Source organism: Streptomyces sp. NBC_00457, assembly GCF_036014015.1.
Lineage (GTDB): Bacteria > Actinomycetota > Actinomycetes > Streptomycetales > Streptomycetaceae > Streptomyces.
The window spans coordinates 8,343,804-8,356,080 of the sequence record NZ_CP107905.1 but is presented as its reverse complement, the minus strand read 5'-3'; the positions used below and the strand labels follow the sequence as shown (position 1 = coordinate 8,356,080).

The 12,277-nt window shown below is 72.1% G+C and carries 12 protein-coding genes; 2 read left to right on the top strand and 10 right to left on the bottom strand.

Translation table 11 applies throughout. The annotated features are described in order from the left end of the window. Positions 1 to 47: 47 nt before the first annotated feature. Positions 48 to 1,691, top strand: coding sequence for a PucR family transcriptional regulator (locus tag OG828_RS38200; protein WP_328367247.1), 1,644 nt, complete (start codon positions 48 to 50; stop codon positions 1,689 to 1,691). On the opposite strand, the gene OG828_RS38195 is transcribed toward OG828_RS38200, so the two are convergent. The 6 genes from OG828_RS38195 to OG828_RS38170 form a co-directional block, all read right to left on the bottom strand. Then, positions 1,688 to 2,824, bottom strand: coding sequence for a glycosyltransferase family 4 protein (locus OG828_RS38195; RefSeq protein ID WP_328503756.1), 1,137 nt, complete (start codon positions 2,822 to 2,824; stop codon positions 1,688 to 1,690). The two genes, OG828_RS38200 and OG828_RS38195, sit on opposite strands and share 4 nt — an antisense overlap. Positions 2,825 to 3,006: 182 nt before the next feature. Beyond that, positions 3,007 to 3,729 carry a hypothetical protein gene (locus OG828_RS38190; protein ID WP_443062528.1) on the bottom strand — a complete coding sequence of 241 codons (723 nt, stop codon included), beginning with the start codon at positions 3,727 to 3,729 and terminating at the stop codon, positions 3,007 to 3,009. A 154-nt stretch (positions 3,730 to 3,883) separates the two neighbouring features. Further along, positions 3,884 to 5,602: a DNA repair protein RecN gene (gene recN / locus OG828_RS38185; RefSeq protein ID WP_328505014.1), complete on the bottom strand. Its 1,719-nt coding sequence runs from the start codon at positions 5,600 to 5,602 to the stop codon at positions 3,884 to 3,886. Between the two features lie 162 nt (positions 5,603 to 5,764). Further along, entirely contained in the window at positions 5,765 to 6,670 is a 906-nt protein-coding gene (locus OG828_RS38180; RefSeq protein WP_210574604.1) for an NAD kinase, read from the bottom strand. After that, the gene (locus OG828_RS38175) at positions 6,667 to 7,482 is read right to left on the bottom strand and encodes a TlyA family RNA methyltransferase (RefSeq protein WP_328503754.1); all 816 of its coding nucleotides are present in this window, start codon (positions 7,480 to 7,482) and stop codon (positions 6,667 to 6,669) included. The genes OG828_RS38180 and OG828_RS38175 overlap by 4 nt, the downstream gene beginning before the upstream one ends. A gap of 7 nt (positions 7,483 to 7,489) precedes the next feature. Further along, complete coding sequence (locus OG828_RS38170) at positions 7,490 to 7,777, bottom strand: hypothetical protein (RefSeq protein ID WP_328367235.1); 288 nt, start codon at positions 7,775 to 7,777, stop codon at positions 7,490 to 7,492. A gap of 42 nt (positions 7,778 to 7,819) precedes the next feature. On the opposite strand from OG828_RS38170, the gene OG828_RS38165 reads away from it, so the two are divergent. Next, a complete protein-coding gene (locus OG828_RS38165) occupies positions 7,820 to 8,167 on the top strand; it encodes an SCP2 sterol-binding domain-containing protein (protein WP_210574598.1) in 348 nt (115 codons plus the stop codon). On the opposite strand, the gene OG828_RS38160 is transcribed toward OG828_RS38165, so the two are convergent. From OG828_RS38160 to OG828_RS38145, 4 genes are all read right to left on the bottom strand, one after another. Further along, a complete protein-coding gene (locus OG828_RS38160; protein ID WP_328503753.1) occupies positions 8,151 to 9,059 on the bottom strand; it encodes an ABC transporter ATP-binding protein in 909 nt (302 codons plus the stop codon). The two genes, OG828_RS38165 and OG828_RS38160, sit on opposite strands and share 17 nt — an antisense overlap. Next, a complete protein-coding gene (locus tag OG828_RS38155) occupies positions 9,056 to 10,120 on the bottom strand; it encodes a FecCD family ABC transporter permease (RefSeq protein ID WP_443062466.1) in 1,065 nt (354 codons plus the stop codon). The genes OG828_RS38160 and OG828_RS38155 overlap by 4 nt, the downstream gene beginning before the upstream one ends. Then, complete coding sequence (locus OG828_RS38150; protein ID WP_328367228.1) at positions 10,117 to 11,160, bottom strand: FecCD family ABC transporter permease; 1,044 nt, start codon at positions 11,158 to 11,160, stop codon at positions 10,117 to 10,119. Before OG828_RS38150 ends, OG828_RS38155 begins: the two co-directional genes overlap by 4 nt. Before the next feature lie 88 nt (positions 11,161 to 11,248). Beyond that, positions 11,249 to 12,277 (bottom strand): HAD hydrolase-like protein, encoded by a 1,029-nt coding sequence (locus OG828_RS38145; RefSeq protein ID WP_328503752.1) that lies wholly within the window; start codon positions 12,275 to 12,277, stop codon positions 11,249 to 11,251.

The following is a 12,277-nucleotide window of genomic DNA, read 5'->3' as shown; positions in this document are numbered from 1 at the left end:
CGTCCCGGAGATGTTGCCGGAGCGTCCGCGCAGGTAGCGTCCGCAGCATGGACAGCCGCACGGACAGCCGTTTCGAGAGCCAGGGCGCCGGGATCACCGTTCAGCGGGCGCTGGAGCTGCCCGGGCTGCGCAGCGGACTGCCCGAAGTGCTCGCGGGCGCCGACCGGCTGCAGCGGACGGTGCGCTGGGTCCACGCGGGCGAGGTCCCGAACATCGCCTCGCTGCTCAAGGGCGGCGAACTGCTCCTGACGACGGGATACGCGCTCGGCACCCGCCCGGCCGACCAGCGCGCGTTCGTCCGCACGCTGGCCGAGCGCGGGATCGCGGCCCTGGTGGTGGAGCTGGGCCCGCGCTTCACCCGCCTGCCCGCCGCCCTCGTCGAGACCGCCCGCAGCGCCGGGCTCCCCCTGGTCCAGCTGCACCGCGAGGTGCCGTTCGTCACGGTCACCGAGGAGATCCACACCGAGATCGTCAACGGCCACTACGCGCTGCTGCAGCGGGCTGAAGAGGTGCACCGGCGGTGCACGGAGGCCCTGTTGGGCGGTGGCGGGGTGCCGCAGGTGCTCGGGATCCTGGCCGACTTCTGCGGCAACCCGGTCTTCCTGGAGACGACGGACGGCCAGTTGCTGTACGCCGCCGGTGCCGGGCCCGAGGGCGCGGATCCGCTCCAGGTGTGGGAGGGGCTGCGCGGCCAGCACAAGGACGCCCCGCCGCCGGCCGGGTCGGTGCTCGTGGACGTGCCGGGCGGCGGCCCGGGAGCGGGGTCGGTGCGCGCCCGTCTCGCCCTGCTGCCGGTGCGGGCCCCGCTGGCGCCGGTGCACCGCATCGCCGCCGAGCGGGCCGCGAGCATCCTGGCGGTGGTGCTGATGCAGGCCCGCCAGGAGGAGGAGCTGGCGGCGCGTGGCCGGGGCGACTTCCTCACCGACCTCGCGGAAGGCCGTATCACGGCTCAGGACGCGCCCGCGCAGGCGCGCGTGCTGGGCTTCAAGCCGGGTGACAGTCCGCTGATGCCCGTGGTCATGCGGCTGGGCGACGCGCTCTCGCCCGGCGGTGGCTGGGCGGTGCTGGCGCGTGCGGTCTCGGAGGAGCTGGCGTCGGTGGGCGTGCCCGTCCTGCTGGGCGTACGACCGGTGGAGGGCCGTGTCCTGGTGCTGCTCGGGCTGCGTTCCGAATCGGAGCGGGCACCCGTCGCGGACCGGGTCGCGGCGGCGCTGCGGGCGGGTGTGGAGCGGGCCGGGATGCGGCGGCCGGGCACCCAGCCTCCCGTCGTGGTCGTCGGTGTGGCCGGCGGCTGGGCGGCGGCGTCGGCGGGGCTCAGACACGCGGCCGAGACGGCGACGGCGGCGCAGGGCCTGACGGACCGCCCCTGGTACGACGCCCGCCGCCTCGACATCGACCTGCTGCTGTGGCGGCTGCGCGGCCACCCGGACCTGGCTGCCTTCGTGGACCGCGCGATCGGCCCGGTCCGCGACCACGACAGCAAGTCCAAGCCCCCGCTGCTGCCCACCCTGCAGACGTACTTGGCCCACGCGGGCCGCAAGGCGGAGACGGCCCGCGAACTGCATCTGAACCGGCAGACCCTCTACAACCGCCTCGCCCGAATCGGCGAGTTGCTCGGCACGGACCTCGACGACCCGCAGACGGTACTGGCGTTGAGCCTGGCGCTGCGCGCCCGTCGGCATGTGCCCTAGATCATGGGCCTGGGCTGCGTCAACTCGTCGTAGACGCTGAGGACTTGGGCGACCGTCTCGTCCTCCGTGGGCCAGCTGGCGGCCTGTTGTGCGCCCTTCTCCTTCAGCAGTTCCCGGCGTTCGGGGTCCGCCAGCAGGCGCACTACGGCGTCGGCGAGTGCTTCCGCGTCGCCGTACGGCACGAGTTCGGCGGCGTCGCCGACGAGTTCGGGGTTGCCGCCGACGGCTGTGGCGACGAGCGGCACGCGCGCGTGGAGGGCTTCCTGCGCGAGCACGGAGCGGGATTCCCAACGGCTGGGCAGCAGGGCCAGATCGGCGGCGGCGAGCAGTTCGCTGACGTCGTCGCGGAGCCCGAGGAGCCGGACCGGCAGTCCCTCGTCCTCGATCCGCCGCTGGAGGTCGGCCCGCAGCGGGCCCTCCCCGGCGATCACGACAAGCGGCACGGGGTCGAGGCGGCGCCACGCGCGCGTGGCGTCCAGCAGCGTTTCGTAGCCCCGGTGCCGGTCGAGGGAGCCGACGGCCATCAGCAACGGGCGGCCGGTCGCGCCGAGTTCGGCCCGCACCTTGGGGCGCAGTCGGTCGGGATCGTCCTGCTCGAGCGGCGTGCGCGCCCCGGGCAGGGCGACGGCGGCGAGCCTGGCGTCACGCGCACCGGCGCGGCGGGCCAGCTCCACCAGATCCGAGGACGCCCCGAGCACGACCGACGCCGCCTTCACGACCCGCCGTTCCAGCACCCGCAGCAGATGAGCGCGAGCCCCTTCGGCATGCCCACGGTTGTGCCACGTCACGACGAGCGGAGTGCGCCGCCCGCTGAGCGCGAGAGCGGCGCGGAAGGAGGCGTGCAGCCCGTGCGCGTGCACGAGGTCTGCGTCCGCGCACAATGCCCGCAGCGCGGCCACGGAGGTCGGGTCGCTGCTGCGCGGCACATGCACGTGCTCGGCTCCGGCGCCGGTGAAGTCATAGGCGCGGTCGGCCGCCACGGGGGCGCACACGGTCACCCGCACGCCCCGAGCGACGAGCCCCGAAGCCAGCGAACGCACATGTGCGCTGCTGCCGGCGTTGCCTCCGCCGAGCACCTGCACGGTACGCAGCGGCGACTGGCCGGTCGCTGAGTGGCTGCTCACGGGGCTCACGTGGCCGGGGGCTCCTGGTTCGGCGTCGGGCGGTCACGAAGAAACGTACAGAAGGATCGAGCGGCGGGGGTGTACCGCGTGGATCCCTACGCGTACGACGTACAACACCAAGGATGCCAGGCCGTACGGGCGTTCCGTGAACCCCGAGGTGACACGACCGCACACCACGGCCCCACGGTCACTCACACGAGTGAGCGAGCCGCTTCACTGACCTGCTCTCCGCACACCGCCGCGGCCACGACTGCGGCAGCATGCGCCACCAGCCCCGCCCGGCCGTTGCTCGCGACGACGGCGACACCGAGAGCCGCGCCCAGCGCGTGCGCTCCCGTGTCGCCGAGCATCGCCCGCTCACCGAGATCGTCGGGCAGCACGGCACCGGCGGCTCCCATGGCGACGGCGGCCACGTCCGCTCCCTCGCGCAACAACCCCGGCACCCCGAGGAGCAGTACCGCCGCCGCGGCCCTCCCGGGCCGTACGTCCACAAGATTGACGAAGTGCGCGGCGCCGGCGATCACGACTCCCGCGAGCACCTTGTCGACCGGCTTCTCCTTGAGCAGCGCCCCCGTGACCAGACCGGCGGCCCCGATCCCGAACAACTTCACGGCGCCGCTGGTGACCTCACCCTGCCTGAGCGCCGACAGATGGGCGCGGAAACCCCGCCGGTGGTCCCCGGCGACATCGTCGTACGCCCCGCACGCCCCGGCGGCGGCCACGGCGAGCGCGGCGGCCGGACGGACGTGAGCGGTGCCGAGCGTGACCGCCACGGCCGCCGCCGGACCGGCGTACAACTCGACGGTCCGCCCCGCGTAGTTCGTGCGGCGCCAGCGCTCGCCCGGGGCCTTGGCACGGAGGGCGGCGGTGGTGGCGCGGGTGAGGAGGGCGGACAGACCGAGTCGGGTGATGATCACCCGTACACCCTAAGTGGCCGCGCCAAGCGCTCCGCTGGAAGCACGGTGGCGAACCCGCGGGCCGGTGGGGGCTGGTCGCGCAGTTCCCCGCGCCCCTGAAGGGCTTCGCCCTTCCCGGGACGCGGGGAGTATCGGACTTCACCAAGGCCGCTCAGACGTCCGCCCGTGCCGTCGCCAGCAGCTCCTCCGCATGGGCCCGGGCCGTCTCCGAGTCCTCCTGGCCGGCGAGCATGCGGGACAACTCCCGGATGCGCTCCTCCCCTTCGAGGACCTTCACCCCGGACCGGGTGACGGACCCGTCGTCGGTCTTCTCGACGAGCAGCTGCCGATCGGCGAACGCGGCGACCTGCGGCAGATGCGTCACGACGACGACCTGCGCGGTCTTGGCGAGCCGGGCCAGCCGCCGCCCGATCTCCACAGCCGCCTTGCCGCCGACACCCGCGTCGACCTCGTCGAAGAGATACGTCGGCACCGGATCGGTCCCCGCGAACACGACCTCCACGGCCAGCATCACGCGCGACAGCTCACCACCGGACGCCCCCTTGGCGATGGGCCGGGGCGGCGCCCCGGGATGCGGGGCGAGCAGCAGCTCGACCTCGTCGGCACCCGACGGCCCGTACGCGACCGTACGCCCGCCGACCTCGACGCCCTCGGGGTCCTCGGTCTGCCGGATGTCGAACGACACGCGCGCGTGCGGCATGGCCAGCGAGGCCAGCTCGGCGGTCACCGCGGCGGCGAACCGCTCGGCGGCCTCCGCCCGCGCATCCGTCAACACCTGTGCCAGCCCGCCCAGTTCGGCCCGCAGCGCATCCCGCTCGGCGGTCAGCTCGTCGAGCCGTTCGTCGTCGCCGTCCAGCTCGGTGAGCCGCGCGGCGCCCTGCTCGGCCCAGGCGAGCACGGACGCGACATCCTCGCCGTACTTCCGGGTCAGGGCACTGAGAGCGGCCCGCCGCTCCTCCACGGCGGCCAGCCGCAACGGATCGGCATCCAGATCGTCGGCGTACCCCGCCAGCTCCCCGGCCACATCCCCCAGCAGAATCCCGATCTCCCCGATCCGGTCCGCCAGCGCGGCCAGCGCCGGATCGTGCGACCGCACCGCCTCCAACGCCCGCTGCGCCCCCGCGACGAGCGTCGCCGCGTCGACCCCCTCCGGATCCTCCGGATTCCCGGCGAGTGCGGCATGCCCGACCGTCGCGGCGGACGCCAGCGCCTCCGCGTGCCCCAGCCGCTCGGCCTCCTCCGCCAGTTCGACGTCCTCACCGGCACGCGGTTCGACGCCCGCGATCTCCTCGAGCCCGTACCGCAGCATGTCGGCTTCCTGAGCCCGCTCACGCGCGCGCGTGGTGATCTCGTCGAGCTCCGCGGAGACGGCCCGCAGCCGCCGATACGCCTCCCCGTACTTGGCGAGCGGCCCCGCGACGGCCTCCCCCGCATACCGGTCGAGCGCCTGCCGCTGCCGGGACAGCTTCAGCAGCCCCTGCTGATCGGTCTGCCCATGCACGGCCACCAGCTCATCGGCCAGCTCCGCCAGCACCCCGACCGGCACACTCCGCCCACCGAGATGCGCCCGCGACCGCCCTTCGGCGGAAACGGTACGGCTGATCAGCAGCGCCCCGTCATCGAGCTCCGCCCCGGCCTCCTCGGCCCGTACGGCGGCGGAGGCACCCTCGGGCACGCCGATCCGCCCCTCCACGACCGCCTTCTCGGACCCGATCCGCACGAGCGCCGGATCGGCCCGCCCCCCGAGCAACAGCCCGAGGCTGGTGACGACCATGGTCTTACCGGCACCGGTCTCCCCGGTGACAGCGGTGAACCCCGGCGACAACTCGACGACCGCATCGTCGATGACTCCGAGCGACCGTATCCGCATCTCCTCCAACACGGACACGACCTTACGAGGTAGAGCAGCAAGAGTGCGAGGCACCCTGTCACCCACGGGAGTGGAGCGCCCCGATAGGGGCGCGGGGAACTGCGCGACAAGCCACGAAACACCCGCACTCGCCGACGCACCTCATGCACCCCCCACAGATGGCTAGTGAGGCGCACCCCGCCACCCGGACACGGGCAACGCAAACTTCGCCACCAGCCGATCCGTGAACGAAGCATGATGCAACCGAGCCAGCCGCACCGGCACAGCCCCCCGCCGCACCTCAACCCTCGCGCCCGCCGGCAACTCGACAGTCCGCCGCCCGTCACACCACAGCACCCCCGGCGGGATATGCGGCAACACCTCAACGGCCAGCACAGAATCCGGCGAAGTAACCAACGGCTTCGCAAACAACGCATGCGCCGAGATCGGCACCATCAACAGCGCCTCGACCTCAGGCCACACCACAGGCCCACCCGCAGAAAACGCATAAGCGGTAGACCCGGTCGGCGTCGACAAGACAATCCCGTCACACCCGAACCCGGTAACCGGCCGCCCATCGATCTCCAGCACGACCTCAAGCAGCTTCTCGGCGCCGGCCTTCTGCACCGCCGCCTCGTTCAGCGCCCAGTCCGTATGCACGATGTCCCCGTTGCTGTGCACGACGACATCGACGGTCATCCGCTCCTCGACCTCGTACGCCTTCGTCACCACCCGGTCGACAACCTTGTCGAGATCGTCCCGCTCGGCCTCGGCGAGGAACCCGACCCGCCCGAGATTGACGCCGAGCATCGGCACCCCGGACGCCCGCGCGAACTCGGCGCCGCGCAGCAACGTCCCGTCGCCGCCCAGCACGATCAGCAGCTCACACCCGTCGAGGCACTGCGGAGTCGCCTCCTTGACCAGCTCCACCTCTTCGGGCAAGGGCAGGTCACGCGCCTCGTACTCCAGCACGCGCACCCCGATACCCTCGCGCAGCAACCCCTTGACCACGAGCTCGGCGCTGCGGATCGCCGCAGGCCGGCCGGTGTGGGCGAGCAGAAAAACAGTACGAGCTCGGTTCTGTGTCAACGCGGCCCCTCCGCCACTGCACGGTCAACGTCGGCCGGGTCCAGTTCGGCTGCTCCGGCCCGCAGCCACAGAAAGTACTCGACATTCCCAGAGGGCCCGGGCAGCGGACTGGCGGTGACGCCTTGCACGCCGAGCCCGAGATCCCAGGCCCGCCGGGCGACACCCCGTACGGCCTCGGCCCTCAGCTCCGGACTGCGCACCACGCCCCCGCTCCCCAGCCGCTCCTTCCCCACCTCGAACTGCGGCTTGACCATCATCACCAGATCGGCGTCCGGCCGCACGCACCGCACCAGGGCGGGCAGCACCAGCCCGAGCGGGATGAAGGACAGATCCCCCACAACAAGATCCACGGGCTCCCCATCGATCGCCTCAAGCGTCAACTCGCGTACGTTCGTACGGTCCTTGACGGTGACGCGTTCATCGCTCCGGAGAGTCCACGCGAGTTGCCCGTATCCGACGTCCACGGCGACGACGTGCGCGGCCTCGGCCCGCAGCAGTACGTCCGTGAAGCCTCCCGTGGACGCCCCCGCGTCCAGCGCCCGCCGCCCCTTGACGACGAGCCCCTGCGGTACGAAGACCTGCAGCGCGCCGGCGAGCTTGTGCCCGCCCCGGGAGACATAGCCCGGGTCGCTGTCGTCGGCCAGGACCACGATCGCCGCCGCCGTCTCCACCTGCGTGGCCGGCTTGGTCGCCACGATCTTGCCGACGGTGACCCGCCGGGCAGCGATCAGCTGGCTGGCATGCTCACGCGAGCGCGCGAGCTTCCGGTGGACCAGCTCCGCATCGAGACGGCGGCGTGCGACTCCTGCCACGTTCGGTTCAGCTCCTATGTCCGTACGACGTCGGGGGCGCCGGAGGCCCGGGGCGGGCGTCGAGCGCGGTGAGCGCGTCACGCAGCCCCCTGTGTACATCCTCGTACACCTCCACGTGTCCGTCCGTGGCGAGGTGGTCGGCGTCGCCGAGCCGCTCCAGCTGGGCGTCGACGTCGGCGTCGCCGGTGGGGGTGCGCGGCACGTTCAGCGGGGCGGGGGCGGCGGGGTCGTACTCGGGCTCGACCGCCGCCGTCTCCTCCTCCGGGACCTCGGTCCCCGGCAGTGAGTCGCTCATGCCCAGACGCTACCCCGAACCGCTGGGGTACCGTCGATCTCGATGGCCACGATCGAGGAGTGCCGCGCCGCACTCGAAAAGCTCTCGGACAACATGCAGGCCGCCGAGGGGGACGCCCGCACGGCCGCTGCCCTGGAACGCTCGGTGAGCTGCCACATCACCGACCTGGACGTCACGTTCGCGGGACGCATGACGGGCGGCCGGATCGATGTCGAAGAGACGTTCGAGGGCCCGCCCCGGGAGAAGGCCCAGGTCAGATTCAGCCTGGCCGGCGACGACCTGGTGGCACTGGTCGACGGCGAGCTGAACTTCGCGAAGGCCTGGGGCTCGGGCCGGGTGAAGCTGCACGCGAGCCTGCGCGACCTGCTCGTCCTCAGGAAGCTTTTGTAGCGGCGACCTTCGTGTCGCCGGTCCGCGCCTTCCGCGCGGCCGGCACCACCAGCGGCGTCCCCGTCTCCGGGTCGTCGATGACCTGGCAGCGCAGCCCGAAGACCTCCTCGACCAGGTCGGCGGTGACGATGTCGTTGGGCGCGCCCTCGGCGATGACCGCCCCTTCCTTCAGGGCGATGAGGTGGGTGGCGTACCGGGCGGCATGGTTGAGGTCGTGGAGCACGGCGACCAGCGTGCGCCCCTGCTCCTCATGCAGCTCCGCACAGAGATCGAGTACGTCGATCTGGTGCTGGATGTCGAGATACGTCGTCGGCTCGTCCAGCAGCAGCAACGGCGTCTGCTGCGCCAGCGCCATCGCGATCCACACGCGCTGCCGCTGACCGCCGGACAATTCATCGACATAGCGATCGGCCAGCTCGGCGACCCCGGTCTGCCGCATCGACTCCTGTACGACCCGCTCGTCGTCGGTCGACCACTGGCGCAGGATCCCCTGATGCGGGTACCGGCCGCGGCCCACCAGGTCGGCGACCGTGATCCCGTCGGGCGCGATCGACGACTGCGGCAGCAGGCCCAGCGTCCGCGCGACCTTCTTCGCGGGCATCGACTGGATGACCGAGCCGTCGAGCAGCACCCGGCCCCGGCTGGGCTTCAGCATCCGTGACAGCGCCCGCAGCAGCGTGGACTTGCCGCACGCGTTCGGGCCGACGATCACCGTGAAGGAGTTGTCGGGTATCTCCACCGACAGCTGCTCGGCGATGACGCGCTGGTCGTAGGCGAGGGTGACGTCCTCGGCGGACAGGCGGTTCACGGTGCTCCTCTTGGTGTTCTCGTGCGCGGTGCCACGCGTCGTCTTCGCGGCGCTCGTGTCCGCCGTTCTCCTCGCGGCGCTCATATCCGCCCCGCCTTGCGCTCGGTGACCAGCAGCCACAGCAGATAGACGCCGCCGACCACTCCGGTGACCACGCCCACGGGCAGCTGGTCGGCGCCGAACGCCCGCTGTGAGGCCCAGTCGGCGATGACCAGCAGGGCGGCGCCCATGCACAGGGACGGCAGCAGGTTCGGCCCGGGTGAGCGGGTCAGGCGCCGGGCGAGCTGGGGGGCGGTGAGCGCGACGAAGCTGACGGGCCCGGCGGCGGCGGTCGCGGCCGCGGTGAGCAGTACGGCGGCCACCATCAGCAGCATCCGGACGCGCTCGACCCGCACCCCGAGGGCGTTCGACACGTCGTCGCCCATCTCCATCATCCGCAGCGCGCGCCCATTGGCGAGGACCAGCGGTACGAGCACGGCGCACAGCCAGAGCAGCGGCCAGACCTGTTCCCAGTCACGGCCGTTGAGGGACCCTGTCATCCAGACGACCGCACGGGCCGCGTCGACCAGGTCGGCCTTGGTGAGCAGATAGCCGTTGACCGCCGTCACGATCGCGGACACACCGATACCGACCAGCACCAGTCGATACCCGTGCACACCCCGCTTCCAGGCGAGCAGATAGATGGCCATACCGGTCACCAGTCCGCCCACCAGCGCCCCGAGGGTGACCTGGGCCGCGCTGCCCGACATCAGCACGATCACGACCAGCGCTCCGGCCGTCGCACCCTGCCCGAGGCCGAGGATGTCCGGACTGCCCAGCGGATTGCGGGAGATGGCCTGGAACAGCGCACCGCCCAGCCCCAGCGAGCCACCCACCAGGAGCCCGACCAGCACCCGCGGCAGCCGCAGATCGTTGACGATGAACTCCTGCCCCGCATCGCCGTTGCCCACCAACGTCTTGAGCACATCGCCGACCGAGATGGGGAAGTCGCCGGTGCCGATCAGCAGGACGCTCGCGGCGAGTGCGGCGAGCAGCAGCAGGGCTGCGACAGTGAAGGCACGGACGTCCAGCCGGACGGAGAGTCCGCCCGGCGTCCTGATGGCACGGTTGGTCGTCTTCACAGTCGGCTTTACGGTCGTCTTCACAGCTGGGCCGTCCTCCGCCGTCGTACCAGAAAGATGAAGACCGGCCCGCCGAGGATCGCGGTCACGATGCCGACCTGCAGCTCCGCGGGCCGGGCCACGATCCTGCCGATCACATCGGCGCCCAGCAGCAGCACCGGCGACAGGACGGCCGCGTACGGCAGGATCCAGCGCAGATCGGGACCGGTGAAGGACCGTACGACGTGCGGCACCATCAGCCCGACGAAGACGATCGGCCCGCAGGCGGCGGTCGCGGCTCCGCACAGCACGGTGGCGGCGAGCATGGACAGCGCCCGGGTGCGGTTGAGGTTGGCGCCCAGGGACTTGGCGGTGTCGTCGCCCATGGCCATGGCGTTGAGCGGCCGGGCGAGCGCGAAAGCGAGCAGCATGCCGACGGCGAGGAAGGGCAGCACCCTCAGGATGATGTCGTCGGTCGCCGAACTCAGTGAACCGACCGTCCAGAAGCGCATCTTGCCCAGCGCCGCCTCGTCCATGATCATCACGGCCTGGAGATAGCCGTAGAGCGCGGCGCTGATCGCGGTGCCGGCGAGCGCGAGCCGCACCGGCGTCGCACCGCGGCTGCCGCCGAGGAACCAGACCAGCGCCCCGACCGCGGCCGCGCCGAAGAACGCGAACCACACATAGCCGGTCAGGCTGGTGACGCCGAAGTAGGTGATGGCGGTGACGACCGCGGCCGAGGCGCCCGCGTTGATTCCGAGCAGCCCCGGGTCGGCCAGCGGATTGCGGGTGAGCGCCTGGAGCACGGCGCCCGCCAGGCCCAGCGCGGCACCGGCGAGCAGTCCCAGCACGGTCCGCGAGAGCCGTTCCGCGACGACGACATCGCCGTACGTCCCCGAGTCCTCGAACAATCCGTGCCACACCTGGTCCACGGACAGCTCTTTCGCGCCGATCGCGATGCTCGCCAGCGCGACGAGCAACAGGATCGCCACGGAGACAAGCAGACCGAAGGCACGTATCGCCCGGCGTTTCGGGGGCGCGGGGGCGGTCTCCGCGCGCTGTTCGGGAGGACTCTCTACCAACACGCAGTTAGGTTAGCCTACCCTCCCATTCGGCCACGATTCCGCTCCGTCGCCGAACGCGGATCCCCTGCCGGTGAGTGACCGCGAGCGCTCACAACCCCAACCGCGCCAGCGCCTTCCCCCCGTCCAGCTCGCACACTGCCTCCCCGGCCGACGTCCAGGCCGCCGCGCACAGCGCCCGCAGACCGTCCAACGCCTCGCCGTCACCGTCGAGTTCCAGCCTCTCGGCGCCGGCCTTCGCCCTCCAGCCACCGCACCGGAACCCGTCACTCTCCGCCGTGACCTCCGGCTGCCCGGTGAGCATGCCGCGCAGATCGGCGTCGACATACGTCGGCCGGTGCTGCGGCGGCGCGGCGAGCAGCTGAGGTCCGTCGGTCACGCCGGTCAGCACCAGCAGCGAGTCCACGCCTCCGTTGAACGCGCCCTCGATGTCCGTGTCCAGGCGGTCCCCCACCACCAGCGGCCGCTCGGCCCCGGTCCGCAGGACCGTCTCCCGGTGCATCGGAGGCAGCGGCTTGCCGGCCACCTGCGGCTCGGCACCCGTTGCGATCCGGACGACCTGCACCGCCGCGCCGTTTCCGGGCGCGATCCCACGAGCACTGGGAATCGTCAGGTCGGTGTTGGACGCGAACCAGGGCACCCCGCGCGCGATGGCGTAGCACGCCTCCGCGAAGCGGCCCCACGGCAGTTCGGGCCCGCCGTACCCCTGCACGACCGCCGCCGGATCGTCGTCCGCCGACTCCACGGGCTCGAGCCCCCGCTCGCGCAAAGCGACCCGCAGCCCCTCCCCACCGATCACCAGCACACGGGATCCCTGCGGCACCTGATCGGCGATCAGCCGGGCGACCGCCTGCGCCGAGGTGATGACGTCGGACGCCGCCGTCGGTATGCCCAGCGCGGTCAGATGCGCGGAGACGACGTCAGGGGTGCGCAGGGCGTTGTTCGTGACATACGCCAGGTGCATGCCTCCCGAGCGAGCGGCGGCAAGCGATTCGACGGCGTACGCGATCGCGTTCCCACCCGCGTACACCACTCCGTCCAGGTCGAGCAGCGCAGTGTCGTACGCCTCGCTCAGGGCCCGGCCACTGCCCTCCGGCCTCGTCCTGACGCTCTGGCTCAT